Consider the following 24910-nt stretch of genomic DNA (forward strand, 5'->3'; position numbering starts at 1 on the left):
CAATCTGGCCCAAACAATCTGGCCCAAGCGATTCTGGCCAAGGGTCCTGTCGCGCCGATGCTGCGCCCGCCGGGGGCTGGCGACAGTCTCCTGTCTTTGGCGGGGAAAGAAAAGGGGCGGGGGCCGGATTTTGATCAAACGACGCCGAGAAACAGGGTCAGCGGGATCTGATCCCGCTGACCCGGGGTGGGCAGCGGCCGTGCGGCGGGGTACGCGCCGGTGCCCTCGCCGAGGGTCCCGTCTTGCCCCCGGGGCGCGCACGCCCGCGCGGGCCTGCGGGCCACGGGGGGGGCGTCAGCGATGCGGCATCAGCCGGCGGATCGTGCGGCCTTGTCGAACCCGTGCATGCGCTTCGCCCATTGATAGGCCACCACCACGCCCTTCAGCCGCGGCAGCAGGTAGAGCGACGCGGCGATACAGGTGACCGAGAACACCGAGGCCATCACCCAGGGCGAGGGGCGCCATTCAAACGCCATATAGTGCATCAGGGGCGCCATGATGTGGCCGACAGCCAGAATGGTCAGATAGGCGGGGCCGTCGTCGGCGCGATGGTGGTGAAACTCTTCGCCGCAGTTTGCGCAGCTGTCATTCACCTTCAGGTAACTGTGCAACAGCTTGCCCTCGCCGCATTTGGGGCAGCGCTGGCGCCAACCGTTCCAGAGTGCGGGTTTTGTCGGGCGGTCGTCGGTCAGCGTCTCTTGCTGGGCGAGGCCGTGCGTCTGGGTCATCTCGAAGCTCCGTCACCTTAAATAGCCGCATCGAAATCCGGGCAGAATTCCCTCTGTGGCAATGCTCAGTTTCAATACATTGGACCAAATATGCAAATCACAGGTGTATTTCGCTGTGACCGGGTGACGCGGCGGGGGCAGGTGACGCTACGTCGAAACCGGCCGCAACAGAAAAATGCGCCCCCCGCGACGGAAAGCGGCCCGTGGCCCGTTTCACTTCTACATCGGGCAGCATGGTGCTGCTGAGGCTGATAGAAGGAACGATGTGATGAAGAAACAGATCCTGATTGCCACTCTGCTCACGCTCTCCACCGCCGCCACGGCGACCCTTGCGGTTGCCAAACCCGGCTTTGGCCCCGCCCGCGAGCGTCCGACCTTTGAACAGCTGGATGCCGATGGCGATGGCGCGCTGAGCCAGGCCGAACTGGCCGCCCAGGGGCAGAAACGCTTTGCGGCGGCCGATGCGGATGGGGACGGGCTGCTCAGCGCCGAAGAATTGGCGACCCGGGCGCAGGAAAGGATTGCCAAACGCACCGATGCTATGATCGAACGGTTCGACGAAAACGGCGATGGCGCGCTCAGCGCCGAGGAAATGCCGCAGCACCGAGGTCCGCAACGGATCCTGGAGCGGGCAGACACCGACGGCAATGGTACGATCTCCAAGGCGGAGTTCGATACCGCGCAGGCGATCCTCGATGCCGTGATGAAGAAGAAACATCACCGTGGCGGCCCGGACAAACGGGATCACGGCGCAGACGCGGAGTAAGTCGGATCCGGACGCAAGACTGCATATGCGGACCGTCAAACACCTGCCTCCCCATACCGGGGGGGCATCCATGATGGGGTTCGGACGGGCTGCGTCGGCACCGGCCCCCCGTGCGCCTGCGCCGGCAGAAGCGCCGGCCAGCGATGACGCCCTGCTGGTGCTCTATGCCAATGGCGATCCCGCCGCCGCGACGGAACTGACCCGGCGCCATGCGCCTCGGGTGCTGGGCGTGGCAACGCGGGTGCTGGGCAGCCGGGCCGAGGCCGAGGACGTGACCCAGGATGCGATGCTGCGCCTGTGGAAGATCGCGCCGGACTGGCGCCCGGGCGAGGCGCAGGTGTCGACCTGGCTCTACCGGGTGACGATGAACCTCTGCATCGACGTCAAGCGCAAGGCGCGCGGCGGTCATGTGGACCTCGATGCCATTCCCGAGCCGCCGGATCCCGCTGCTGGCGCGGCGGAGACGCTTCAGAACAGCGCCCGCCACGATGCCTTGCAGGCGGCGCTGATGACCCTGCCGGAGCGGCAGCGGCAGGCGGTGGTGCTGCGCCACATCGAGGAACTGACAAACCCGGACATCGCCGGGATCATGGAGATCAGCGTGGAGGCCGTCGAAAGCCTGACCGCGCGCGGCAAACGGACACTGGCCAAGGCTCTGGCCGGTCGTCGAGAGGAATTGGGGTATCAAGATGACTGATCGCGAGAACCACCAGAACCAGCAGCAGGACGTCGACGCCCTGGAAACGCTCTTTGCCGAGGCGCGTGCGACACGTCCCGATGCGGTGCCCGACGGGCTGATGTCCTCGATCACCGCCGCCGCCGCGGCAGAACAGGCGCTCCGGGCAACGCCGACGCCAGGACCTGCCGCTGCCAACCGCAACCGGAGCCCGCTTGGCCTTCTATTGGCCGCCCTTGGCGGATGGCCCGCGGTGGGCGGCCTGGTGGCGGCCAGCTGTACCGGGCTGTGGATCGGCGTAGCGGGGCCGGAGGCGCTGTTGGGCGCGCCGGGGCTCGACAGCCTCGCGACCTCCGCTACGGTAAGTGCCGATTACGCGGCCTATGAAACCTTCGATCTGGCCAGCGTTCTGGCCGAGGATGTGCAATGACACAGACATCAGACCCCAGAGCTTCGTCCCGGATGCCGCGCTGGCTGAAGGCGGTGTTTGCCCTGTCGCTCGCAGGCAACCTGGCGGTTGTCGGGCTGGTGGCCGGGGCGGCGCTGCGCGATGACGGGCCACGTCGTCCACGCCACAAGGCGCCGCCGCCGCCCGCCGCCGCCGAGGCGATCGGCGCGGTGATGTACCGCAGCTTTGAACCGGAACAGCGCCGGGCGCTGCGGCAGCTGGCGGACGGGCCGTTTGAGAACATCGTCGAACGCCGCATCGCGGAATTGACCGACCTGCTCGGCGTGATCCGGGCGGAGCCGCTGGATGTGGCGGTGCTGCGGACGCGGATCGACGCACAGGCGCAATCCATCCAGCAGTTCCGCGGCGCCATGCAGGAGGCCTGGATCACCGAGCTGGAAAATATGACCCCGCAAGAGCGCGCCGCCTTTGCGGATCGGGTGGAGAAACACATCGCCCGGTTCCGCAAGCCGCGCCAGCGGGGCGGCAAGGACGGGGCTGCGTCCGGGCGCGAGACCCGCGCGGATTGAGGCACCGCCGCGCGCCCCCACGTTGGGGCGGTCAGGGGCGCGCCGTCCGATCCCTGCCGGGGATGCGCCTCATCTCATCGGATGTCTGCTCAATGGGCGCCTGCCCGCCAGCCTCGCATCCCGCAGGGCCGGCAGGATCGACGATCAGGCGCCCGTGGCAAGCGGCGCGGCACCGGTGCCGAGCGGTTTTTCAAAGCGCCAGATCTCCAGCGGAAAAGCGCCCTCTGCGGTCTCCAGATCCACCACCTGCCGACCGGCATGGCTCCAGCCCGATTTCTCGTAAAAGCGGGCCGCGCGGGTGTTGCCAATGGCACAGGCCAGCCAGGCCCGGTGATGTCCGGCTTCGCGGATTCGGGTTTCCCCATCCTGCATCAGGGCGGCGGCGACGCCGGCAGCGCGCGCTTGGGGCGCGACATACATCTGGTAGATCTCATCGTCCTTGACCATGCAGAACCCAAGCACCTCGGCGCCGTCGCGGGCCACCCGCGTCAGCGCCAGGTTGCTCTGGCTGCGGTCGTGAAAGCTCTGCGGTGTGCGCAGGGCGCACAGCTCCGCAGGGACGATGTCACCATGTGCCTCATGCCACCCCGCCGCCCAGATTGCAGCAATCTGGCGGACCTGGGTCGTGGTTGGAGTGTCCAATGTGAATGCCATGGCGCAAGGCTATCGGGCTGGCGGCGTTTCGACAACCGGCGGATGTGGCCCGCTGCACGGATCCGATGCACGCACCCCGACAGGTCGCGGCATATGGCGCGGTGTGTCCAGTCACCGCCCTGAGGCCGGTTGTGGCGGGCGGATCGGCGGGGTGGGGGGCGGTCCTGCGGGCTCAGGCGGCGGCGGTGCGCGGCGGCGCCTTGATCGCGGTGCGGTTGCGGCCCGCATTCTTGGCATCATAGAGCGCCCGGTCGGCGGCCGCAAAGAGCTCCTCGACCGCCAGGTCCGGACAGCCATCGCCCCCGCCGCCGCCGACCACTGCGCCAATGCTGACGGTGACCGCGATCTGGGGGCCTCCGTGAAGCGCAAACGGGCTGGCGTTGATGGCATTGCACAGGCGGGTGGCCATGGCGGCGGCGTCACCGGCGTGAATGGCGGGCATCACCACCAGGAACTCCTCGCCGCCGATCCGGGCCAGCAGGTCGCCGCCGCGCAGCTCCGCCTTCAGGCGGCGGGCCGCCTCCACCAGCACCGCATCCCCGACCGGGTGGCCGTGCTCGTCATTGATGCGTTTGAAATGATCGAGGTCGGCGATCATCACCGCGAAACTCTCGCCGCGATCCTGTGCATCCTGGGCCACCCGCTCCAGAAAGGGCTTGGCATAGCGGCGGTTGTAGAGCCCGGTCATCGGGTCCTCCATCGCCGCGCGCAGACCGTTGCGCAGGTTGTCGCGGATCACCTCGGCGCGGTGCTTGTGCTGCAGCTGGCTGGAGATCCGCAGTGCCAGCTCATCGACCTGAAACCCGCAGTGCAAGACGTCATGGGCGCCGCGGTCAAGCGCTTCGGCCGCGATCATCGCATCGGCCGGGTTGGGCACCGCGATCACCACGCTGTCGCGGGTGCTGATCCGCGCCCGCAGATCCGCCAGCAGCCGCAGGGCCAGCCCGGCGCAGGTCTCGTTCAGCTCGATCACGATCACATCGGGCACCGGGTTGCGCATCAGATCCTGGATCGCGTCGACGGTATAGGCCCGCAGGTCGTGGTCGACTTCGCCCGCCAAGCGGTGGCGCCATTTTTGCGCCGTCGCCAGATCATGGCAGACCAGGGCGACCCGGGCCGTCGGCTGGGGCAGCGGGGCGGTGCCGGTTGCCTCTTTCAGCGGCATCACGAAAGACGGCACGCCATCTTCGCGCAGATGCAGGTCCTCGTCCTGCAACCGCATGCGCAACAGGCTGCGGATGCGGGCCTGGAGGATCATGTCGTCCACCGGCTGCGGCAGCACCTCGTCGATCCCGGCCGAGAGCGCCATGATCCGGGTCGACCGGTCGTTCTGCGCACTCAGCGCGATAACCGGCACATTGGCCATCTGCGGGATCTGCGCCATCGCGCGCTTGATTCCGGCGGCATCGGCATCGGGCAGGGACATCGCGGTCAGGATCAGGTCCGGGCGATTGTCGGCCACCAATGCCAGCGCGCTGGCCAGGCTGTCCGCCTGCAAAACGTGATAGCAGGCGGCCGTCAGCTGCACCTTCAGAACGATGCGATTGGTGGAAACCCCATCTATGACCAGGATCGTGCCTTGCACGGCGAAACACCTTCATTTTCGGCTATGAGTTAATTTTGAGTGTTGATGAGACTGGTTAACAAACCCTTTCGGGGTTAGTGCAAATTGACGTAAAAGTGTCGACAAGGAGGCCGATATGCCAATTTCCGCCGATCACGCCGAGGTTTTGGGCTTAAAAGCGCTGAGCTGGCTGGCCAGCAACGATGAACTGCTGCCGGTGTTCCTCGGCTCCAGCGGGGCGTCGATCTCGGACCTGCGCGATCGGGTCAACGATCCGGCGTTCCTCGGTGCCGTGCTCGATTTCCTGCTGATGGATGACGCCTGGGTGATAGCCTTCTGCGACAGCGCGGAGGTGGGCTATTCCGCCCTCACCGAGGCACGCGCGATGCTGCCCGGGGGTGAACAGGTGCATTGGACGTGATAAGCGCAGGCGCATCACATTGGCCGATCAAGGATGCCCCATGAACCTCTCCGCGCTTCTCTTTGACAAGGACGGCACGCTGTTCGACTTCGCCATGACCTGGAACGGCTGGGCCAAGGCCATGCTGACCGATCTGGCCGCAGGTGACGACCAGCGCCTGTCCGCCATGGCCGCGGCGGTGCGCTATGATCTTGCCACGGCGGCGTTTCGCCCCGACAGCCTGGTGATCGCCGGCACCAATGACGAGGTGGCCGAGGTGCTGGCGCCGCATGTGCCCCACATGGACCGGGTCGCGCTGGCCGACTACCTGATCCGCACCGCCGCCGAGGCGGAGCTGGCACAGGCGGTGCCGCTGGCGCCCTATCTTGCGGCGCTGCGCGAAGGCGGGCTGAAGCTTGGGGTGATGACCAATGACGGCGAACATTCGGCGCGCCGCCACCTGACCCGGTCCGGGGTTTATGACCACTTCCACATGGTGATCGGTGCCGACAGCGGCTATGGCGCCAAACCCGATCCGGAGCCGCTCCTGGCCTTCTGCGCCGCACAGGGGGTACGCCCCGAGGAAACCGCGATGGTGGGCGACAGCCGCCATGACCTGATCGCGGGCCGCGCGGCCGGCATGCGCACGATCGGGGTGCTGACCGGCATGGCCAGTGCCGAGGACCTCGCGCCCCTGGCGGATGTGGTGCTGCCGAACATCGGCCATATCCCCGACTGGCTGGCAGCAGGGGACCAGCCCGCCTGACGACGCCCGGCGACCTGAATTTCGCGGCATATACAGGCGGGAAAGCGACATCGCGTGTCGGTAATGGACAGGTGTGTCTGGTTCTCGCCGGGGCACAGTAAGAGGGAACGGAAAACCAGGCATCACAGGGGGCATCATGTCGGAGACAGTTGCACGCAAACGCCGCGGTGGCGGCAGGGCGGGGGCGGCGGCACGCCGTGGCACCGCCACGTTGGAGCAGATGCCCTGGAACCCTCCGACCAATATCGACCGTCCGATCGAGCCGCTGACCGAAGAGGGGATCGCCGCCATCCATGACGGGGCCATGCGCATCCTCGAGGAAATCGGCGTGCAGTTCCTCAACGACGAGGCGCTGGAGATCTTCAAGCAGGCCGGCGTCAAGGTCGAGGGCGAGCTGGTCCGCATGGACCGCGACTTCGTGATGGAGATGGTGGCCAAGGCCCCGCGCGACTTCACCCTGACGCCGCGCAACCCCGACCGAGCGCTCCATGTCGGCGGCACCACGATGCTGTTCGGCAATGTCTCCTCGCCGCCCAACTATTGGGACATGGAGCTGAAGCAGAAAATCCCCGGCACCCGCGAACACTGCCGCAACCTGTTGAAGCTGACCCAGTATTTCAACTGTATCCACTTTGCCGGAGGCTACCCGGTGGAGCCGGTGGACCTGCATGCTTCGGTGCGCCACCTCGATGTGCTCTATGACAAGCTGACCCTCACCGACAAGGTGATGCATGCCTATTCGCTGGGCAAGGAGCGGGTCGAGGATGTGATGGAGATGGTGCGCATCGCCGGCGGCCTCAGCCATGAGGAATTCGACGCCAAGCCGCATATGTATACCAATATCAACTCCACCTCGCCGCTGAAGCATGACGAGCCGATGATCGATGGCTCGCTGCGGCTGATCCGGCGCGGCCAGCCGGTGATCGTGTCGCCCTTCACGTTGGCGGGGGCGATGGCACCGGTGACCATGGCAGGTGCCGTGGCGCAGTCGCTGGCCGAATCGCTTTGTGCGATCGCCCTGTTCCAATACGTCGCCCCCGGCGTGCCCTGCGCCATCGGCACCTTTACCTCCAACGTGGACATGAAATCCGGCGCCCCGGCCTTTGGCACCCCGGAATACATGCGCTCCACCCAGATGACCGGCCAGATGGCGCGCTTTTACGGCCTGCCGATGCGCTCCTCCGGGGTCTGTGCCGCCAATGTGCCGGACGGGCAGGCGATGTGGGAGACCTCCAACTCGCTCTGGGCGGCGGTGCAGTCGGGCACCAACATGGTCTATCACGCGGCGGGCTGGCTGGAGGGCGGGCTGATCGCCAGCCCGGAGAAGTTCATCATGGATTGCGAAGTCCTGCAGATGATCCAGCGCTACATGGATCCGGTGATCAACGCCACCGGCCCGGACGAGATCGCGCTGGATGCGATCCGCGAGGTCGGCAACGACGGCCATTTCTTCGGCATCCAGCACACCCAGGACCGCTATGCCACCGCCTTCTACCAGCCGTTCCTGAGCGACTGGCGCAATTACGAGGCCTGGGAGGCCGCCGGCGCCACTTGGACCGCCGAACGCGCCCACGGGATGTTCAAGCAGATTCTGGGCGAATTCGAGGAGCCGCCGATGGATCCGGCCATCCGCGAGGAGCTCGCCGCCTTTGTCGAACGCCGCAAGGCCGAGGGCGGAGCGCCAACGGATTTTTAACGTTCTGTCCGGATTCCGGTCAATCAGGCAGTTTTCCGCAAAATGCCGCCCGCACCAGCCAATAATCGGTTGGAGCGGGCGGTTTTCTTGTCTTATGATGCTCGGGTAACGATCAAACGCGAAGACAGGATACGAGTTTTTGGGCACCTCTCCCGGCAGCTTTACGCATCATTTACGACGCAGGCTGTAGAGGGCATAACTGGAAAACATGCAGGCAGGGGAATGCAACAGCCGTGGCGCCAGGTCACCGGCCAGCGGGCTATTACCGCTGCGGGGCGGCGCAGGGGCGGAGCAATGACGGGGGTTTCCCCTGTTTCAAATGCAGGTTCAATTTTAGCTATTCGGCCTTTCTTAAGCATGCTCGCCTAGGATCGGGTCAGGGTGAAGTAGGGAACAACCGTATGCACGGTTTGATTAACAGAGCTGTCCAGGCCTTTGTCTCCAGCACCTATGGAACGGGACGCTGGACGGAAATCATGGACGCGAGCGGGCTTGGGTTTACCGAGTTCGAAGCGATGCTTGTCTACTCGGAAGAGCAATCCGAGCGCATGCTGCGCGCCGTGGAGCAGAATCTGGAACGGCCCTTGCCCGAGATCCTGGAGGATGTGGGGACATTTCTGGTCTCCAACCCTCAGGTCGAGGCCCTGCGCCGCCTGCTGCGCTTTGGCGGCGTCAACTACGTCGATTTCCTGCACTCGCTGGATGACCTGCCGGACCGCGCCCGGCTGGCGGTGTCGGACCTGCGGTTGCCGGGGCTGGAGCTGATCGAACAGGCGCCGGGGCAATTCGACCTGCTGTGCCAGCCCGGGGTGCCCGGATATGCCCAGGTGATGACCGGCGTGCTGCGCGCCATGGCCGATGACTACGGCGCCCTTGTGTTCCTGGAGCAATCCGGCAGCCAGGACGGGGCGGATGTGATCTCCATCACCCTGGTAGAGAGCGAATTTGCCGAGGGGCGGACCTTCGATCTGGGAGCGCATACACTATGATGAGCTTTGACGATCTCGCCGGGTTTGCAAACCAACTGTGCCCGATGCATGTCATCATCGACGCCGAGGGTCAGGTGCTCAGCCACGGGCCGACCCTGCACAAGCTTTCTGGCGAGGACAGCTGGACCGGCAAGCCCTTCTTTGAGGTGCTGGACCTGCAACGCCCGCGCTGGATCAAGACGATTTCGGATCTGATGGAAACCGCGGGCACCAAGCTGCATTTCCAGCTGCGCGCCGCGCCGCACACCCGCATGAAAGGCGTGCTGGTGCCGCTGCCAAACGGGCAGGGGGCCTTTATCAACCTGTCGTTCGGGATCTCGGTGCTGGATGCGGTGCGCGATTTCAACCTGACCAGCCAGGATTTCTCGCCCACCGACCTGACCATCGAAATGCTCTATCTGGTAGAGGCGAAATCCGCCGCGATGGAGGCCTCGCGCCAGTTGAACCTGCGCCTGCAAGGGGCCAAGATCGCGGCCGAGGAACAGGCCTTTACCGACACGCTGACCGGGCTGAAGAACCGCCGCGCGATGGATCATGTGCTGAACCGCCTGATCCTGGGCGGGCGCGATTTTGCGCTGATGCATGTGGATCTCGACTTCTTCAAGCAGGTCAACGACACCTACGGCCACGCGGCAGGCGACGCGGTGTTGCAGCGCGTGGCGGCGATCATGGTCGAGTGCACCCGCAAATCCGACACTGTGGTGCGTGTTGGTGGCGATGAATTTGTGATTATTTTCGAAGGCTTGCTGGATCGCAAGCGGCTGTCCGATCTGGCCTGCCGCCTGATCACCCGCCTCGAAGAGCCGATCCAGTACGGTGCCGAGAGCTGCCAGATCTCGGCCTCGGCGGGCACCACCCTGTCGACCTCCATGGCGCAGCCCGATGCGGCCGTGCTGCTGCACCAATCCGACGTGGCGCTCTATGCTGCCAAACGGGCGGGCAAGGCGCAGCACATGTTCTACACCCCGCATCAGGAAACGGAGATGGTGGAGCCGGACAGCCGCTCCGCCTGATCCGTTCAATCCCAATCTGCCAAGGTCTCTGGCCCGTCCGCAATGACGCTGCGGGGGGGCTATAGTGAGATCGCGCGCCGGGCGATGGCCGTCGGAGGGGGCTGCCGTGCACTGGCTTTCTGAAAACGGGGCTGCGGACAATTGGTCTGCCCGGATTGGCCTCTATTGGAGCTTTTGACCGGGCCTGCGCTGCGCTACCCCGGTGGCACAGCCATCGTGGAGCACAGCCATGTCCAGCCATTCCCCCTCCGCCGCCACCCCGCGCATCCTGCCCAGCGTCTGCCCGTTGGATTGCCCCGACACGTGTAGCCTCAGCGTTGAGGTCACGGGCGATCAGATCACCTCCGTGCGCGGCTCTGACGCCAATCCGTTTACCGCCGGAGTGGTCTGCAACAAGGTCACGCGCGCCTATCCCGATTTTGTCCACGGCCCTGCGCGGCTGACCCATCCTTTGCGACGGGTTGGCCCGCGCGGGTCTGATCAGTTTGAGCGCATCAGCTGGAATGCGGCGCTGGACCTGGTGGTGGCGGGCTTTCGCGCGGCGATCGACGCCCATGGCGCGCAATCCATCCTGCCGCTGAACTACGCCGGCCCGCATGGCGAACTGGCCGGCGGCTCGCTGGATCGGCGGTTCTTCTATCGCCTCGGGGCCACCCGCATGAACCGGGGCCCGCTCTGCGGTGGGGTGCGCGGCCTCGCTTACGAGAGCCTTTATGGCAATGCGCCCGGCATGCCGCCCGAGCAGGCGCAGCACGCCGATCTGATCGTGGTCTGGGGCAACAATGTCACCGTCTCCAACCTGCATCTGACACGCGTCGTGAAGGCCGCGCGGGCCAAGGGTGCACGGCTGGTGGTGATCGACCCCAAGCGCATCAAGATTGCGCAGCAGGCGGATCTTTATCTTCAGGTCAAACCGGGCACCGATGTGGTGCTGGCCCATGCGCTCGCGACTGAACTGGAGCGGCGCGGGGCCTTTGATGCGCAGTTCATCGCGCAGTGGGTACATGGAGCGGAGGCCTATATGGCCGAGGCGCGCAGATACTCCATTGAAGACGCAGCAGAAATCTGCGGCCTAGAGGCGCGCGACATCCTGCAACTGGCCGACTGGATGCAGGCGGCAGAGCGGCTCGCGACCTCCACCGGCAACGGGATGGAGCGTGGCCGCTCTGGCGGGTCCGGCCTGCGTGCGGCCATGGCGCTCAATGCACTTCTGGGTCAGCACGGGCGGCTGGGGGCCGGGGTGGTGGCCAAATCCGGCCTTGCCTCACCCAAGACCCGGGCGCGGCTGCAAGGCGACCACCTGATCGATCCGGATACACGGGTTGTGAATATCCTCGACGTGGCACGGCTGATGCTGGACCGGGACCAGCCCACGCCGATCAATGCGGTGATGATCTACAACCACAACCCCGTGGCCACCCATCCGGATCAGGCCCGCATGATTGCGGCGCTCAGCCAGCCGGAGATGTTCACCGTCGGCTGCGACGTGGTGATGACCGACAGCATGGCCTATTGCGACGTGATCCTGCCTGCGGCCACCCATTTTGAGCATGATGAGATCTTTGCCGCCTATGGTCAGAACTACGTGCAGCGCGCCGAGCCGGTGATCGCGCCAGTGGGGGAGAGCCTGCCCAATACGGAAATCTTCCGCCGTTTGGCGGCGCGCTTTGGCTATACCGAAGCCGCCCATCAGGCCTCGGACGTGCAGCTGATGGATGACGCCATGGATGCCAGCCATCCGCAGTTTCAGGGCCGCCCCCCCAGCCAGATGCCCACCGACCGCGCGCTGGAAATGCAAAACAGCGACGGTGCAGCGCTGATCCTGTGCGATACGGTGACGCCGGACACGGAAACCGGCCGGATTGAACTCTTCAGCGCCGCGCTGGAGGCTGAAACCGGCTTTGGCGTGCCGCGCTTTGATCCGGTGCCGCAGGATCTGCCCCTGGTGCTGATTACGCCCAGTTCCGATAAACGCATCAACGCGACCTTCGGCAGCGCACCGCTCTCTGCCGGTCCCGAAAGCATCGAGGTCCACCCCGAGGACGCCGCCGCACGCGGGCTTGAGGAGGGTGATACGGTCGAGGTCGCAAATGCCCGTGGGGCTGTGACCTTCCGTCTGAAACTCTCGGACGCGATGCAGCGGGGGGTGGTCTATGCGCCCAAGGGCACATGGCGCATCAGCTCCGAAACCGGCCTCACCGCCAATGCGCTGATCCCGGTGGAGGTGCGCACGGATATCGGTGACGGAGCCTGCTATAACGAGACCTTCGTGGAGCTGCGCGCCTACGACGGGCGTCACGCGGCCGAGTAGTGATCCCGCCGAACGCGACCAAAAGGCCGGGCCATGTGTCCGGTCTTTGCTTGTGTACAAATTGGCTGGGGCATATCTTTGGCTTTGGATCATTCCGAACGGACCAATTCCATGCCCGGTGACACGCCCGCCTTTATGCCGGATCGCACGTCAGATGTGCCGATCTTCGAACAGATCTGTGCCTCGTTTCGGGGCCGCATTCGCTCCGGCGCGCTTGAGACCGGTGCCCGGCTGCCCGCCACCCGCGCGCTTGCGGGGGATCTGGGGGTGGCGCGGGCCACGGTGGTCACCGCCTACGAGCAGCTCGTCGCAGAAGGCTATCTCGCGTCGCGTCGCGGTTCTGGCTACACGGTCTGCGCCATGGGTGAGGTGGAGCTGTCACCGGGCGCATCCGCAGCCCCTGCGCCCAAACTCAGCGAACGCGGCGATCTGCTGCTGGAGGCGGGCCAGCCCGATATGCGGCTGTTTCCGCATCGTGCCTGGGCGAAATGCGTCGCGCGCCTGTGCCGGACCCGGCCCGAGGATATGCTGACGGGCTGTGGCCGCTTTGGTCACCCGGAGCTGCGGCAGGCCATCGCCAGCCATGTGCGCGACTGGCGCGGGATTGCGGCGCGTCCCGAACAGGTGCTGGTGACCTCTGGCGCGACCGAGGCGCTGGATATTTGCCTGCATGCGCTGGCCTCGGCTGAGGGCCGCGTCGGTGTCGAGGATCCGGGCTACCCGCCGATCCGCCGCTTTGCCGAGGCACAGGGCCGCCGCACCCGCGATCTGGCGCTGGATGCACAAGGGGCAGAGGTGCCGAGGCTTGGGGATGAGACCGATGTGGTGGTGCTCACCCCCTCGCATCAATATCCGCTGGGCGGCGCGATGAGTGCGGGCCGACGGCAAGAATTCGTGCGCTGGGCGGCGCAGTCGCAGGGCTGGATCATCGAGGATGATTACGATTCGGAGTTCCGCTACGCAGGCCGACCGATCCCGGCGCTGGCGGGCGTCGACGGGCAGGGGCGCACCGTCTACATCGGCAGCTTTTCCAAGATCTTCTCCAACAGCCTGCGGATGGGTTACATCGTGGCGCCCGAGGGGCTGATCGACCGGCTCGCGCAGGCGATGCGCATGAAGGGCGCGCGAGCCAGCGCCATGCCGCAGGCAGCATTGGCAGAGTTCATGCAGCGCGGCGAGTTCTATCGTCATCTGCGCCGCGTGCGCCGCACCTACGCCGAACGACACCGCACGCTCATCGAGCGCCTGCGCCGGGATTTTGCCGATGTGGGCCATGTGGAGGATCATCACGCGGGCATGCAGGTGGTGCTGCATCTGCACCCGGAGCTGTGCGATCAGGCCATCACCGCGGCAGCCCGCGCGGGCGGGGTGGGGGTGGAATCGCTCTCGACCTACAGCCGTCGCGCCGGGGCATATAATGGGGTGGTTCTGGGGGCCTGTCTCAATGATCTGGAGGAGCAGGCAGAGGCGCTCTCACGCTTGCGGCGGGCGATTTCCTCAACAGGATAATCCCCCGCCGCGCATGCAAATGGGGCGTGCGTGAGTGGTGGAACGTGCCAGTTTTCAAAATGAAAAATGGTACTCCGTAGGGGAATCGAACCCCTCTTTCCAGGTTGAAAACCTGGCGTCCTAACCGATAGACGAACGGAGCACACTTGGTGTGAGCGGGTGTTTACTGAAGCCACCCGGGCCGTGCAAGAGGAAAAATGCACAAACTGCAAAGTTTTTGCGACAGCGCGGGGTTTCCGAATAATAGCAGTTATATCAACGTATTAAGCGCCGCATCTGGACACAGAGCAGCGCAATCGCGACATCCACACGGGATGCGCAGCAAATTTCTACGGGAGGAGGAAATGGTACTCCGTAGGGGAATCGAACCCCTCTTTCCAGGTTGAAAACCTGGCGTCCTAACCGATAGACGAACGGAGCACTCTTGGTGTGAGCGGCTGTTTAGGGTTTTGCGCCCGGTGCCGCAAGCGAAAAAATAGCCTGCGGCGCAAAATTCTTATCCACAGGCAAAATCCCCGCCAGATCTGGCGCGGCTCAGGCCTCCGCCGCATCCTCCAGCCGCAATTGCGCGCTTTGGCGGCCGCCCCAGGTGTTCACTTCCAGCCGTCCGGCCACATGAAACCGCGCGCCACCATGCTCCAGCAGGCGCGGACCAAGGGGCGTGTCAAACGCGCCAAAGGCGATGGCGTCGATGTTGCCGCCCATACCATCGGTGAAACTCACCTTGAGGTGCGATTCCCCAACCCGCTTGGCAAAACGCACCGCCAGATCGGGAAAGCCATAGCGCGGGGCAGGGGCTCCGGCCCCAAACGGCCCGGCCTGTTCGATCTGCTCGATCAGCTCCACCGTGGCGGCGCCGGGCATCAGCATCCCGTCCAGCTTCAGATCCGCCGGGCCCAGATCGCCCGCGCCCTGTTTGTCCAGGAGCTCCGCCAGCCGCGCCATCGCAGGCTCCAGCTGGTCGCGCGCCACCGTGAGGCCTGCCGCCATCTTGTGGCCGCCGCCTTTCAGCAAAAGCCCCTCCATCGCGACCTTCTGGATCGAGGCCCCAAGGTCGATGCCGGACACAGACCGTCCCGACCCTTTGCCCTCATCCCCATCAAGCCCGATCACCACCGCCGGGCGACCGGTCGCTTCTTTCAGGCGCGAGGCCACGATGCCTACCACGCCCGGATGCCAGCCTTCGCCCGCCGCCCAAACCAGCGGCGCGTCAAAGCCGCGCTCCTCCGCCTGTTCCAGGGCGGCGGCGCGCACGGCGTTTTCAATGTCGCGGCGCTCGGTGTTGAGTTGATCCAGCCGTTCGGCAAGGGCGGCGGCCTCATGCGGATTATCCGTCGACAACAGCCGCGCACCCAGATCCGCCTTGCCGATGCGCCCGCCTGCGTTGACGCGCGGCCCCAGCAGGAACCCGAGGTGATAGGTGGAGGGCGCCGAATCCATCCGGCTCACATCCGCCAGCGCCACCAATCCTGCGCGCTGACGCCGCCCCATGACCTTGAGGCCCTGCCGCACCAGCGCTCGATTGGCCCCAATGAGCGGTGCCACATCCGCCACCGTCGCCAAGGCTACCAGATCCAGCATCGCCATCAGATCCGGCCCCGCGCCAAGCCCCTTTTCACGGGCCTGACGGCGAACCTCTACCAGCATCAGGAACACCACACCGGCAGCACAGAAATAGCCCAGATCGCCGTCTTCATCCTGCCGGTTGGGGTTCACCACCGCCACGCAGTCGGGCAGGGTCTCGCCGCCGAGGTGGTGATCCAGCACCACCACATCCGCGCCCTTGGCCGCCGCGATCGGCCCATGCGAGAGCGTGCCGCAATCGACACAGACAATCAGGTCGTGATCGCGCGCCAGCGCCGCCATCGCCTCGTCATTAGGGCCATAGCCCTCGTCGATCCGGTCGGGGATATAGAGCGTCGCCTGCTGACCCATCTGCCGCAAATACACCAGCAACAACGCCGCCGAAGATCCGCCATCCACGTCATAATCGGCAAAGATCGCAATCCGCTGGCGCCGCTCCACCGCCTGCAGGAACCGTGCGGCGGCGGTCTCCATGTCCTTCATTCGGCGCGGATCGGGCAGCAGCTCCTTGAGTTGCGGTGTCAGAAACCCTGTTGCCTCATGGGCGGGCACCCCGCGTCGTGCCAGCACCTGACAGACCGCCGCAGGCAGGCCGGTTTCCTGCGCCAGATGTTCACCAGCACGGGCCTGCTCCACACCGGGACCGATCCAGGACCGCCCGGTCAGAGAGGTCTCAACACCCAGAAAACTCAAATCCACTCTCCCGATCTTTTTGCAGAAAAGGCCGGACCCGCGCGGGACCCGGCCTTTCATCTTTTCCCAAATACCTAAATCCCGACCGCAGCTGCAAGCGCCGCGGCCCGATCAGGATTACTGATGCGCGCTCAGCGGCGTGCGGTAGGTCATGCGGCGCACCGAGCCGGTCTTGGAGCGCATCAACAGCGTGGTGGTCTCGACCCAGCCCGGCTGGCGCTTGATGCGCGGCAGCAGCGAGCCGCCGGTGACGCCGGTGGCGGCAAAGATCACATCCTGCGTCACCATCTCGTCACGGGCATAGACGCGGTCCAGATCGGTGATACCGGCCTTGGCAGCGCGGGCTTTTTCATCGTCGTTGCGGAACAGCAGACGGCCAAAGATCTGGCCCCCCATGCATTTCAGCGCCGCCGCCGCCAGCACACCCTCGGGTGCGCCGCCCTGGCCCATATACATGTCGATGCCGGTGACCTCGGCCTCGGCGCAGTGCATCACGCCCGCGACATCGCCATCGGTGATCAGCCGGATCGAGGCGCCGGTTTCGCGCACCTCGGCGATCATCGCCTCGTGGCGGGGGCGTTCCAGAATGCAGACGGTGATATCCGAGGGCGCGCAGCCCTTGGCCTTGGCCAGCGCCTCGACCCGTTCACGCGGCGACATATCGAGCGAGACCACGCCCTCAGGGTAGCCCGGACCCACGGCCAGCTTGTCCATATAGGTGTCGGGCGCATGTAGCATGGAGCCACGCGGCCCCATGGCGATCACGGTGAGCGCGTTGGGCATGTCCTTGGCGGTCAGCGTGGTGCCTTCCAGCGGGTCCAGCGCAATATCGACGCCGGGGCCGTTGCCGGTGCCCACTTCCTCGCCGATATAAAGCATCGGTGCCTCGTCGCGCTCGCCTTCGCCGATCACCACCACGCCGGCAATGTCCAGAAGGTTCAGCTGCTCGCGCATGGCGTTCACGGCGGCCTGGTCGGCGGCCTTCTCGTCGCCGCGCCCGATCAGCGGGGCAGAGGCCAGGGCGGCCTGTTCCGCAACCCGGGCCAGGCCCAGGGACAGCAGGCGATCATGAAACGGCGCGTCGGCGGTGGTCGATGTCATTCCCAATATTCCTATCTCAAACTTGCGCGATCCAGCCCGGCATAGCCCGCCCGGCCCCAAAGGGGCAAGGCTGCGGCAGGGGTGGTGTCGCTAACAACACGTCTTTTCGTTTCTCTGGCGCGGATCGGCGGCGCGTTGCCAGCCGCCGGTCCGCATGCGCCCATCCTAGGGCCGCAATGTCACAGTTCTTCTATGCGCAGCGCCACGGGCGCGCCTTCGACCACACCGGTGGCTTCCAGCGCCTCCAGCGCCTGGTCCAGCATTGCGGAGGTGCATTTGTGGGTCACGATCAGCACCGGCGCGACGGTGGTCGCGTGGTCATACTGGCGCATCCGGTGGATCGACACGCCCGCATCCCCCAGCGCCGAGGCCACTTTGGCCAGCGCGCCGGGTTTGTCCTGCAAGGCCATGCGCACGTAGTAGGGCGCCGGCAGGCCGGTCTGGGCGGCGGGTTCCTCGGAGAGGGTGGATGCGGGCTGACCAAAGGTGGCAATCCGCAAGCCGCGCGCGATGTCCAGCACATCGCCCATCACCGCGCTGGCGGTGGGGCCTTCACCGGCACCGGGGCCGCGCAGCACCACCTGGTCGATGGCGTCGCCCTCGATCACCACCATATTGGTGCCGCCCTCCAGCTGCCCCAGCGGCGAATTCGCGGGCACCAGGCAGGGGGTCATGCGCTGCTCCAGCCCGCGGGCAGAGCGCTGCGCCACGCCCAGAAGCTTGATCCGGTAGCCCATGTCGGCGGCGTGGCGGATGTCCTCGATGGCGATGCGCTGAATGCCCTCGAGCTTCACATCGTCAAAGGCGGGTTTGGTGCCGAATGCGATCGAGGCCAGCAGCGCCAGCTTGTGACCGGCGTCGATACCGCCCACGTCCAGCGTCGGGTCGGCCTCGAGAAAGCCCAGGTCATCGGCCTCCTTGAATACGGTCGCATAGGGCAGGCCAGCGGTCTCCATCCGGGTCAGGATGTAGTTGCAGGTGCCGTTCATGACACCCATGACGCGGGTGATCTCGTTGCCCGCCAGCCCCTCGGTGAGGGATTTGATCACCGGGATGCCGCCCGCAACGGCGGCTTCAAAGCGGATCACGCGGCCGTTGGCCTCGGCCTGTTCGGCCAGCGCCTGACCGTGGATGGCCAGCAGCGCCTTGTTGGCGGTGACCACATCCTTGCCTGCGGCGAGTGCGGCCTCGGTTGCAAGCTTGGCGGGGCCTTCGTGGCCGCCCATCAGTTCGACAAACACATCCACATCATCGCGGCGCGCCAGTGCAACCGGATCGGTCTCCCAGGCGTAGTCCTTCAGCGACACGCCGCGATCCTTGGTGGCGTCGCGGGCAGAGACGGCGGTGATGACCACCGGACGACCAGTTCGTGCCTCCAACAGGGCAGCATGGCGGCGAATGATTTTCACCACGCCAATGCCGACCGTGCCCAAACCTGCAATCCCCAGTCGAAGCGGTTCAGTCATAGTGGAGGTCCTTATTGTCTTGACGGTCTATGGGTTCGATGTCGCCTTAGCGACTCTGGCCCGGCGGTGCAATGTTCAACACGGTGAAGCTGCGGATCAGGGCTGGCGGCGGCGCAGCGCCTCCGCCCGGCTGCGCAACCGGTCCGCGCGGGCATCCAGCGCCTCCGAGAGTTCGGCGCTTTCCTCCTCGGGCAGCGGTTCCTGCGCCAGCGCGGTGTCCAGCGGCAGTAGCTGCGGGTAGGGCTGGCTGCGCAGATCCGCGGGCAGGCGGTCCTCCAGCTGCGGCACCCGCGAACAGGCCGCCGTCACGCTCAGGAGGGCACAGGCCGACAGCACCGTCAGGCGCGCCAGTCGGGGCGCAAGAGGCATCGGGGTGGTCTGTCTGGCAGGCATGGCAATACCGCGTGTTCGGTCCTGGATTTCGCCCTTGATGCACAAATGCGCCTGCGGGTACAAGTTAATCCGCGCCGTGCGCCATGGTGCTTTTATCTGAACGTATGTTCAGTTAATGTGGTCATATGGCACGTACCCAAGGTTCTCATTCCGATATCACCGGCCCCCGTATCCGCGCCGCAGCGCAGGAGCTGTTTGCCCGTCACGGCTATGCCGCCGTCTCCATGCGTCAGATTGCGGGCGCGGTCGGGGTGCAGGCCGGGGCGCTTTATAATTATACCGCCGACAAGCAAAGCCTGCTGTTCGACCTGATGCAGGCGCATATGGAGGGGTTGCTGTCCGCATGGGCCGCAGAAGAGGTGCCGGTCGATGTGATGGGGCAGCTTGAGGGCTTTGTGCGGTTTCACATCCGCTACAACCTGGAGCGCCCGGATGCGGTTTTTATCGCCTATATGGAGCTGCGGAACCTGACGGAAGAGAACTTTGCCAGGATCGAGGACCGCCGCCGCGCCTATGAGGATCAGCTTGAAGGCATCCTGAAGGCCGGTGTGGCCCAGGGGCTGTTCCGGGTGCCGGACACCAAGATCGCGGCACTCGCGGTGATTGCGATGCTGAACGGGGTTTTGACGTGGTATCGCGACGGCGGGCGGCTGTCTTTGGTGGAGGTGGAGACGCTCTATTGGGATATGGTGCGCAAGTCGGTGGGGGTGTAGGTCACATGGCACTGTTGGATTTGCAGTCGGAGCGGTTGCGGGCGGTCCCCGTCGCGCGACTGTCGCCACAGGATCGCGAAGCGCTGTTCGAGCCCGAGGTGGTTGCCTATCTGCCGGACGGGTTCCAGGGACAGGAGACGGACGCCGCACGCTGCGCGCTGCTGGACGGGGTGCAGCAGGAGGCAGAGGTCGTGGCGCTGGCAACCCGGTCCGGCGAGGCGATCGGTCTGCTGATCCTGTCGCATGGGGCTGCGGGAGATCGCCTGCGCCATCTCGGCTATCTCTTTGTCCGGGCGGCCTGGGGGCAGGGATACGCCAGCGAGATGCTGCGCGCGCTTCAGGACCTGTATCGTGGCCAGCCTGTGGTCCTGTCCGGTGGTGTGATGGCGGACAACGCCGCCTCTGCCCGGGTTCTGCAGAAATGCGGTTTTGTCCCGGGAGAGGCGAGCGAGGCTGGTGAGGTCACCTATATCTGGGATGCGCAGCGCGGCTGAGGGTGCCAAGCGGAGCGCTTCCGCGCGCTTTTATTCAGCTGGGGGCGAGGTGATGGCTGTTTGCTGGGCGGAGTGTTTGGCGCTGGCGTTTTAGAACAAGGCTGCTGAGACGGTCCTGAGGGGCAGGTCTGCCCTCAGGAGCCGCTTTCAAGTGTGATGAGGTTGGGCGCGTCAAGGGCACGCCGCCCGTGCCGGGCGGGGCCGCTGGCCCCCTTGACCCGATCCGCGCCTGTTGTGGACGATTGCAACATGAAGAGTGAGCAGCGCTGAAGCGCCGCTCACAGGAACAAGTGGGCACCGGTTCGTCCGATCAGGGGGCGGGCCAGCGCCGCTCACAGGGACAAGTGGGCACCGGTTTTCCCGATCAGGGGGCGGGCCGACGCCGCTTGCAGGGAAAAGTGGGCACCGGTTTTCTCGATCAGTGAGCGGGCCGACGCCGCTCACAGGGAAAAGTGGGTACCGGTTTTCCCGATCAGTGAGCGGGCCTAATAAACGTCCCGTTGCGCAGCTCGGCAAAGGCTTTTTGCAGCTCGGCCTGCGTGTTCATCACGATGGGGCCGTGCCAGGCCACGGGCTCCTCGATCGGGGCACCGGAGATCAGCAGGAAGCGCACGCCTTCAGGGCCGGCCTGCACGGTGATCTCGTCGCCGGTGCCAAAGCGCACCAGCGTGCGGTCGCCGGACATGTCGCGGATGTTGACCTCCTGGCCTGCGACCTCTTTTTCCAGCAGCACGCCTGTGGGGCGCGAGGCATCGGCAAAGGCCGCCTGACCGTCAAAGACATAGGCGAAGGCGCGGCGGTAGGTGTCGATCTTGAAGGTCTTTTTAACACCCGCTGGCACATAGACATCGAGATATTGCGGATCGGCTGCAATACCGTCGACCGGGCCGCGCTTGCCCCAGAATTCGCCCACGATCACCTTCACGCGGGTTCCGTCGTCGTCGATCACCTCGGGGATGTCCTTGCCCTGCACATCCTGATAGCGCGGCGCGCACATCTTCTGGCTGCCGGGCAGGTTGCCCCAGAGCTGGAAGCCGTGCATCTGGCCCTTGGTGTTGCCGCTGGGCATCTCCTGATGCAGGATGCCGGACCCGGCGGTCATCCACTGCACATCGCCCGCACCCAGGGTGCCGGTGTTGCCGAGGCTGTCGCCATGTTCGACAGAGCCTTCCAGCACATAGGTGATGGTCTCGATGCCGCGGTGGGGGTGCCAGGGAAACCCCTGTTGGTAGAGCTCCGGGTGGTCGTTGCGAAAGTCGTCAAACAGCAGGAAGGGATCCAGCTCGCTGGGGTCCTGAAACCCGAAGGCACGGTGCAGATGCACGCCGGCGCCCTCCATCGTCGGTTGGGCGGCGCGTGTTTCCAGAATCGGACGCAGGGACATGGGGGTTCTCCTGATGAGAGGTTGCTGAGCCAAAGATAGGCGGATCCCGCGCCCGGTAAAATCTGCACAGGCTCACCGGGGCTGTGCATGGGTGCAGAGGAGGGGCGTCTGCTCCATTCCCGGCACCGGGCGCTGCGCCGATGTCGTTTTCACACGCGCCAGCGGCGGTGCGGCGGGTCAGGCTGGGGCAAACAGGGCGGCAGGGAGCGCAGATCATGAGCGAAGCAATGAAGGTCGGATTTGTCGGCCTGGGCAATGTCGGGGGCAAGCTGGCGGGCAGCCTGCTGCGCAACGGGATCGACCTGCGGGTGCATGATCTCGACGCGGAGAAATGCGCCGATTTTGTCGCCCGGGGCGCCACGCTGGCCGAAAGCCTGGCGCATCTGATGGCGACTTGCGAGGTGGTGATCACCTGCCTGCCGTCGCCCGCCGCCTGCGACGCGGTGCTGCGCCAGATGCTGCCGGAGGTGCGCGCCGGCAAGATCTGGATCGAGATGTCCACCACCGACGCCGCCGAGGTGGCCCGGCTGGCCGAGCTGGTGGAGACCCGCGGCGGGCTGGCGATGGAATGTCCGGTTTCGGGCGGCTGTCACCGGGCCGACACCGGCAATATCTCCATCTTTGTGGGTGGTCCGCGCGCGGGCTTCGACCGCGTGCTGCCGCTGATGACCATCCTCGGGCGGCGGGTGCTGCACACCGGCGACCTCGGCACCGCCAGCACCCTCAAGGTGATGACCAACTACCTGGCCACCGCCAATCTGCTGACGCTCTGCGAGGCGATGGTGACGATGAAGGCCGCCGGCATGGACATGGCCACCACCTATGAGGCGATCCGGGTCTCCTCCGGCAACAGCTTTGTGCATGAGACCGAAAGCCAGCTGATCCTCTCCGGCGCGCGCGACGTGAATTTCACCATGGATCTGGTGATGAAGGACATCGGCCTGTTCCAGGACATCGCGGATCGTCACAACGTGCCGCTGGAGCTGTCGCCCGAGATCATCCGCATCATGGCCGACGGGCAGGCGCGGTTTGGCGAGCGGGCGCAGTCCGACCAGATCATCGAGCGGCTGGAGGAGGTCGCGGGTGTCAGCGTGTTGGCCGACGGGTTTCCCACCGCGCTGGTCGACGACGAACCCGAAGAGCGCGGCTATGAGGTCAGCGCCCGCCGCCGGGACGCGCAATAGGGCTGTTCGCGGCGGATGTTTTTCGCTACCCCTGCCACGACGATCTGAGGGAGACGCGATCCATGACCAGCCCGCATGACACTGACGAGGTCTTTGCCACCGTTGCGGCCTCGCCCGCACGCCGGGTGATGGGGGTCTCCATGCTGGTGGGGCTGGGGCTGCTGACGCTCTATGTGGCGATGGCCAGCGCGCCGGGGCTGGCCTGGCAGGGGTTTCTGCTGCTGGTCTCGGGCGGTGCGCTCTGGATGGGCCATCGCATGTGGCAGGCCACCGCCCATCATATCGAGCTGACGGCCAATGGGCTGCGCTGCTCCGACGGGACCGAGATCATCCGCATCGCCGATCTTGAAGTGCTGGATCGCGGGTTCTTTGCCTTCAAGCCCTCCAACGGCTTTCTGATGCGCAGCAAGACCCCGGGCACGCGCTGCTGGTATCCCGGCCTCTGGTGGCGCATGGGCCGCCGCATCGGCATCGGCGGCGTGACGCCGGGCTCGCAGACCAAAACGATGACCGAAATCCTCGCCGCCATGATGGTCGAGCGCGACGCGGGCTGAGGCTGAGGGATGCGGCGCTCCCCTGTGGGCGTGAATGGTCCCGGGGGTAAGCGGATGTTCGAAGTAGGGTGCGGCATAGGTCCGCTTTGAGCCCCACCTTGCAGATTTTCTGCAACGCAGCCAACGTCTGCCACCGCGTCAAGGTCATAGTCGAGAGACGGTTACAGGTCGTGTTTTCGACCAGATATCTTCAAGCGGGCTGACCTTCAGGATTAGACGCGGGCTTAATCAAGAGTACTCTCCTTTTGCGCCCAGCCCGAGTGACGAAAATAAGCTCTTCAGAGCCATCTGCATTGACTACATATTTCAATCGATGAACTGAAAATACTTGGCCATCAACTGATACTTCTTTTTGGTCATCGGAAAGTTGAACGCGATCCAACTCAAAAGACAGCCGTTTCAGTATGGCTTCCAATGATTGTGCTTCGAGAAGACGCACTTCCTTCACGATCTGGGGCATGGAGATAGGGCCTAGGCCGCCTTTTTCACGCTCTTCATTGATCCGTCGCATTATTTTGCGGGTGAAGTAGAAACCGAGAGTTGAAGCAATTACCAAACTTGTTCCGGCAACAGCCCATCCGGCAGGCGTTAGACCTAGAAAAGTTGCTACAGGTGCAATGCCGAGTGAGCTCGCAAGACCGCCCAGGCCCACCGCGGTTAGTGCCGAGCCGACCGAAAGCGCGGCACCTGAGGTCAGTGCTGCTAGGCTTCCAGTAGCTCCGAAAATGCCTGCGGCAGATACGAGACCCAAGCTGCCTAGCAATGTGCTATTCCCCAGTACGAATGCTCCGATCCAAGTGCTGGACAATGTGCCTGCGATGTAACCGGTGGCACCTGTGGTGGCGATCCACGCTCCAGATGAATGCAGGACCGGGATGGCAATGGTAAGCAAAGGCAGTGGCATAAATGGTTTCCTCAAAAGTCTGTGTCCAAAGGATGAGATAGAAACTGACAGGCTTATATTCAAGTTTTTGTGATCACTGCATACTGATTCAAGAGTTCGGAAAAAATTACTCCCGTGTGCTCGACGCCCTACAACCTAGCGTCTGGTTGATTGTTTCGTCAGAGCCGACATTGGAGCAGCGAAAGCACGCTTCGTTGCGCACTGCGGCCCTTCACTTCCTGTCAAGCACAGCCCCCCGGTTCCCGCCGGGGGGCGATCAGGCCAATATCGCGGGGCGCACATCCCGACAGGCTTGACGCAGGCCCGGGCAGGGGCTATGCGCGGGGCAGGGGCGCAGACCCCCGCCGCCTGCGGGCCCTCGGCCTTGGTGAAGTTCTGCGGACGTCTCTG

At 65.1% G+C, this 24910-nt stretch carries 24 protein-coding genes and 2 tRNA genes; 15 read left to right on the forward strand and 11 right to left on the reverse strand.

The window, feature by feature from the left end:
- Positions 1–308: 308 nt before the first annotated feature.
- Positions 309–728 carry a DUF983 domain-containing protein gene (locus ACXAF5_RS05970; RefSeq protein ID WP_239323001.1) on the reverse strand — a complete coding sequence of 140 codons (420 nt, stop codon included), beginning with the start codon at positions 726–728 and terminating at the stop codon, positions 309–311.
- A gap of 268 nt (positions 729–996) precedes the next feature.
- On the opposite strand from ACXAF5_RS05970, the gene ACXAF5_RS05975 reads away from it, so the two are divergent.
- The 4 genes from ACXAF5_RS05975 to ACXAF5_RS05990 all read left to right on the forward strand — a co-directional run bounded on the left by ACXAF5_RS05975 (position 997) and on the right by ACXAF5_RS05990 (position 3148).
- Entirely contained in the window at positions 997–1494 is a 498-nt protein-coding gene (locus ACXAF5_RS05975) for an EF-hand domain-containing protein (protein WP_239323002.1), read from the forward strand.
- A gap of 73 nt (positions 1495–1567) precedes the next feature.
- Positions 1568–2191, forward strand: coding sequence for an RNA polymerase sigma factor (locus tag ACXAF5_RS05980; protein WP_474947805.1), 624 nt, complete (start codon positions 1568–1570; stop codon positions 2189–2191).
- The gene (locus ACXAF5_RS05985; RefSeq protein ID WP_474945906.1) at positions 2184–2600 is read left to right on the forward strand and encodes a hypothetical protein; all 417 of its coding nucleotides are present in this window, start codon (positions 2184–2186) and stop codon (positions 2598–2600) included. The genes ACXAF5_RS05980 and ACXAF5_RS05985 overlap by 8 nt, the downstream gene beginning before the upstream one ends.
- Entirely contained in the window at positions 2597–3148 is a 552-nt protein-coding gene (locus ACXAF5_RS05990) for a periplasmic heavy metal sensor (protein WP_474945907.1), read from the forward strand. The genes ACXAF5_RS05985 and ACXAF5_RS05990 overlap by 4 nt, the downstream gene beginning before the upstream one ends.
- 144 nt (positions 3149–3292) lie before the next feature.
- Here the strand turns inward: ACXAF5_RS05990 and ACXAF5_RS05995 are convergent, their stop codons facing one another.
- Positions 3293–3802, reverse strand: coding sequence for a GNAT family N-acetyltransferase (locus ACXAF5_RS05995; RefSeq protein ID WP_474945908.1), 510 nt, complete (start codon positions 3800–3802; stop codon positions 3293–3295).
- A 172-nt stretch (positions 3803–3974) separates the two neighbouring features.
- Complete coding sequence (locus ACXAF5_RS06000) at positions 3975–5387, reverse strand: diguanylate cyclase (RefSeq protein ID WP_474945909.1); 1413 nt, start codon at positions 5385–5387, stop codon at positions 3975–3977.
- Positions 5388–5502: 115 nt separating this feature from the next.
- Between ACXAF5_RS06000 and ACXAF5_RS06005 the strand changes: the two genes are divergently transcribed.
- The 7 genes from ACXAF5_RS06005 to pdxR all read left to right on the forward strand — a co-directional run bounded on the left by ACXAF5_RS06005 (position 5503) and on the right by pdxR (position 14050).
- Entirely contained in the window at positions 5503–5787 is a 285-nt protein-coding gene (locus ACXAF5_RS06005) for a DUF3572 domain-containing protein (protein ID WP_474945910.1), read from the forward strand.
- Between the two features lie 40 nt (positions 5788–5827).
- Entirely contained in the window at positions 5828–6532 is a 705-nt protein-coding gene (locus ACXAF5_RS06010; RefSeq protein ID WP_474945911.1) for an HAD family hydrolase, read from the forward strand.
- A gap of 136 nt (positions 6533–6668) precedes the next feature.
- Positions 6669–8228, forward strand: coding sequence for a trimethylamine methyltransferase family protein (locus ACXAF5_RS06015; RefSeq protein WP_239323009.1), 1560 nt, complete (start codon positions 6669–6671; stop codon positions 8226–8228).
- A 401-nt stretch (positions 8229–8629) separates the two neighbouring features.
- The gene (locus ACXAF5_RS06020; RefSeq protein WP_474945912.1) at positions 8630–9217 is read left to right on the forward strand and encodes a heme NO-binding domain-containing protein; all 588 of its coding nucleotides are present in this window, start codon (positions 8630–8632) and stop codon (positions 9215–9217) included.
- A complete protein-coding gene (locus ACXAF5_RS06025; protein ID WP_474945913.1) occupies positions 9214–10230 on the forward strand; it encodes a diguanylate cyclase domain-containing protein in 1017 nt (338 codons plus the stop codon). The genes ACXAF5_RS06020 and ACXAF5_RS06025 overlap by 4 nt, the downstream gene beginning before the upstream one ends.
- Positions 10231–10459: 229 nt before the next feature.
- Positions 10460–12541 carry a molybdopterin-containing oxidoreductase family protein gene (locus ACXAF5_RS06030; RefSeq protein WP_474945914.1) on the forward strand — a complete coding sequence of 694 codons (2082 nt, stop codon included), beginning with the start codon at positions 10460–10462 and terminating at the stop codon, positions 12539–12541.
- Between the two features lie 111 nt (positions 12542–12652).
- Entirely contained in the window at positions 12653–14050 is a 1398-nt protein-coding gene (pdxR, locus tag ACXAF5_RS06035) for a MocR-like pyridoxine biosynthesis transcription factor PdxR (protein WP_474945915.1), read from the forward strand.
- A 67-nt stretch (positions 14051–14117) separates the two neighbouring features.
- Here the strand turns inward: pdxR and ACXAF5_RS06040 are convergent.
- From ACXAF5_RS06040 to ACXAF5_RS06065, 6 genes are all read right to left on the reverse strand, one after another.
- A tRNA-Glu gene (locus ACXAF5_RS06040) sits at positions 14118–14192 on the reverse strand.
- A gap of 203 nt (positions 14193–14395) precedes the next feature.
- A tRNA-Glu gene (locus ACXAF5_RS06045) sits at positions 14396–14470 on the reverse strand.
- Positions 14471–14584: 114 nt separating this feature from the next.
- Complete coding sequence (gene recJ / locus ACXAF5_RS06050; RefSeq protein ID WP_474947806.1) at positions 14585–16327, reverse strand: single-stranded-DNA-specific exonuclease RecJ; 1743 nt, start codon at positions 16325–16327, stop codon at positions 14585–14587.
- Between the two features lie 117 nt (positions 16328–16444).
- Complete coding sequence (glpX, locus tag ACXAF5_RS06055; RefSeq protein WP_474945916.1) at positions 16445–17428, reverse strand: class II fructose-bisphosphatase; 984 nt, start codon at positions 17426–17428, stop codon at positions 16445–16447.
- A gap of 179 nt (positions 17429–17607) precedes the next feature.
- Positions 17608–18894, reverse strand: a complete 1287-nt coding sequence (locus tag ACXAF5_RS06060) for a homoserine dehydrogenase (protein WP_474945917.1) — start codon at positions 18892–18894, stop codon at positions 17608–17610.
- Between the two features lie 96 nt (positions 18895–18990).
- The gene (locus ACXAF5_RS06065; RefSeq protein WP_474945918.1) at positions 18991–19263 is read right to left on the reverse strand and encodes a hypothetical protein; all 273 of its coding nucleotides are present in this window, start codon (positions 19261–19263) and stop codon (positions 18991–18993) included.
- Between the two features lie 149 nt (positions 19264–19412).
- On the opposite strand from ACXAF5_RS06065, the gene ACXAF5_RS06070 reads away from it, so the two are divergent.
- Together ACXAF5_RS06070 and ACXAF5_RS06075 are read left to right on the forward strand one after the other, a co-directional pair.
- Positions 19413–20000: a TetR/AcrR family transcriptional regulator gene (locus tag ACXAF5_RS06070; RefSeq protein WP_474945919.1), complete on the forward strand. Its 588-nt coding sequence runs from the start codon at positions 19413–19415 to the stop codon at positions 19998–20000.
- 5 nt (positions 20001–20005) lie between these two features.
- Positions 20006–20494: a GNAT family N-acetyltransferase gene (locus ACXAF5_RS06075; RefSeq protein ID WP_474945920.1), complete on the forward strand. Its 489-nt coding sequence runs from the start codon at positions 20006–20008 to the stop codon at positions 20492–20494.
- A gap of 472 nt (positions 20495–20966) precedes the next feature.
- On the opposite strand, the gene ACXAF5_RS06080 is transcribed toward ACXAF5_RS06075, so the two are convergent.
- On the reverse strand, positions 20967–21878 hold the full coding sequence (locus tag ACXAF5_RS06080) for a pirin family protein (RefSeq protein WP_413221623.1): 912 nt from the start codon (positions 21876–21878) through the stop codon (positions 20967–20969).
- Positions 21879–22018: 140 nt separating this feature from the next.
- Here ACXAF5_RS06080 and ACXAF5_RS06085 point away from each other — a divergent pair, with 140 nt between their 5' ends.
- Both ACXAF5_RS06085 and ACXAF5_RS06090 read left to right on the forward strand, forming a co-directional pair.
- A complete protein-coding gene (locus tag ACXAF5_RS06085; RefSeq protein ID WP_474945921.1) occupies positions 22019–23062 on the forward strand; it encodes an NAD(P)-dependent oxidoreductase in 1044 nt (347 codons plus the stop codon).
- Positions 23063–23124: 62 nt separating this feature from the next.
- Positions 23125–23616 (forward strand): hypothetical protein, encoded by a 492-nt coding sequence (locus tag ACXAF5_RS06090; RefSeq protein ID WP_474945922.1) that lies wholly within the window; start codon positions 23125–23127, stop codon positions 23614–23616.
- A 190-nt stretch (positions 23617–23806) separates the two neighbouring features.
- Here the strand turns inward: ACXAF5_RS06090 and ACXAF5_RS06095 are convergent, their stop codons facing one another.
- Entirely contained in the window at positions 23807–24520 is a 714-nt protein-coding gene (locus ACXAF5_RS06095; protein WP_474945923.1) for a hypothetical protein, read from the reverse strand.
- Between the last annotated feature and the right edge of the window lie 390 nt (positions 24521–24910).

Source organism: Epibacterium sp. ABV4_022 (assembly GCF_056159345.1).

Bases quoted from the DNA above. Each gene is read 5' to 3' on its own strand.
- ACXAF5_RS06010 (WP_474945911.1), top strand. From the start codon at position 5,828: ATGAACCTCTCCGCGCTTCTCTTTGACAAGGACGGCACGCTGTTCGAC.
- pdxR (WP_474945915.1), top strand. From the start codon at position 12,653: ATGCCCGGTGACACGCCCGCCTTTATGCCGGATCGCACGTCAGATGTG.
- ACXAF5_RS06005 (WP_474945910.1), top strand. From the start codon at position 5,503: ATGCCAATTTCCGCCGATCACGCCGAGGTTTTGGGCTTAAAAGCGCTG.
- ACXAF5_RS05980 (WP_474947805.1), top strand. From the start codon at position 1,568: ATGGGGTTCGGACGGGCTGCGTCGGCACCGGCCCCCCGTGCGCCTGCG.
- ACXAF5_RS05990 (WP_474945907.1), top strand. From the start codon at position 2,597: ATGACACAGACATCAGACCCCAGAGCTTCGTCCCGGATGCCGCGCTGG.
- ACXAF5_RS06085 (WP_474945921.1), top strand. From the start codon at position 22,019: ATGTCGTTTTCACACGCGCCAGCGGCGGTGCGGCGGGTCAGGCTGGGG.
- ACXAF5_RS06060 (WP_474945917.1), bottom strand. From the start codon at position 18,894: ATGACTGAACCGCTTCGACTGGGGATTGCAGGTTTGGGCACGGTCGGC.
- ACXAF5_RS06020 (WP_474945912.1), top strand. From the start codon at position 8,630: ATGCACGGTTTGATTAACAGAGCTGTCCAGGCCTTTGTCTCCAGCACC.
- ACXAF5_RS05985 (WP_474945906.1), top strand. From the start codon at position 2,184: ATGACTGATCGCGAGAACCACCAGAACCAGCAGCAGGACGTCGACGCC.
- ACXAF5_RS06030 (WP_474945914.1), top strand. From the start codon at position 10,460: ATGTCCAGCCATTCCCCCTCCGCCGCCACCCCGCGCATCCTGCCCAGC.
- ACXAF5_RS06065 (WP_474945918.1), bottom strand. From the start codon at position 19,263: ATGCCTCTTGCGCCCCGACTGGCGCGCCTGACGGTGCTGTCGGCCTGT.
- ACXAF5_RS05995 (WP_474945908.1), bottom strand. From the start codon at position 3,802: ATGGCATTCACATTGGACACTCCAACCACGACCCAGGTCCGCCAGATT.
- ACXAF5_RS06090 (WP_474945922.1), top strand. From the start codon at position 23,125: ATGACCAGCCCGCATGACACTGACGAGGTCTTTGCCACCGTTGCGGCC.
- glpX (WP_474945916.1), bottom strand. From the start codon at position 17,428: ATGACATCGACCACCGCCGACGCGCCGTTTCATGATCGCCTGCTGTCC.
- ACXAF5_RS06095 (WP_474945923.1), bottom strand. From the start codon at position 24,520: ATGCCACTGCCTTTGCTTACCATTGCCATCCCGGTCCTGCATTCATCT.
- ACXAF5_RS06015 (WP_239323009.1), top strand. From the start codon at position 6,669: ATGTCGGAGACAGTTGCACGCAAACGCCGCGGTGGCGGCAGGGCGGGG.
- ACXAF5_RS06075 (WP_474945920.1), top strand. From the start codon at position 20,006: ATGGCACTGTTGGATTTGCAGTCGGAGCGGTTGCGGGCGGTCCCCGTC.
- ACXAF5_RS06025 (WP_474945913.1), top strand. From the start codon at position 9,214: ATGATGAGCTTTGACGATCTCGCCGGGTTTGCAAACCAACTGTGCCCG.
- ACXAF5_RS06070 (WP_474945919.1), top strand. From the start codon at position 19,413: ATGGCACGTACCCAAGGTTCTCATTCCGATATCACCGGCCCCCGTATC.
- ACXAF5_RS05975 (WP_239323002.1), top strand. From the start codon at position 997: ATGAAGAAACAGATCCTGATTGCCACTCTGCTCACGCTCTCCACCGCC.
- ACXAF5_RS05970 (WP_239323001.1), bottom strand. From the start codon at position 728: ATGACCCAGACGCACGGCCTCGCCCAGCAAGAGACGCTGACCGACGAC.
- ACXAF5_RS06080 (WP_413221623.1), bottom strand. From the start codon at position 21,878: ATGTCCCTGCGTCCGATTCTGGAAACACGCGCCGCCCAACCGACGATG.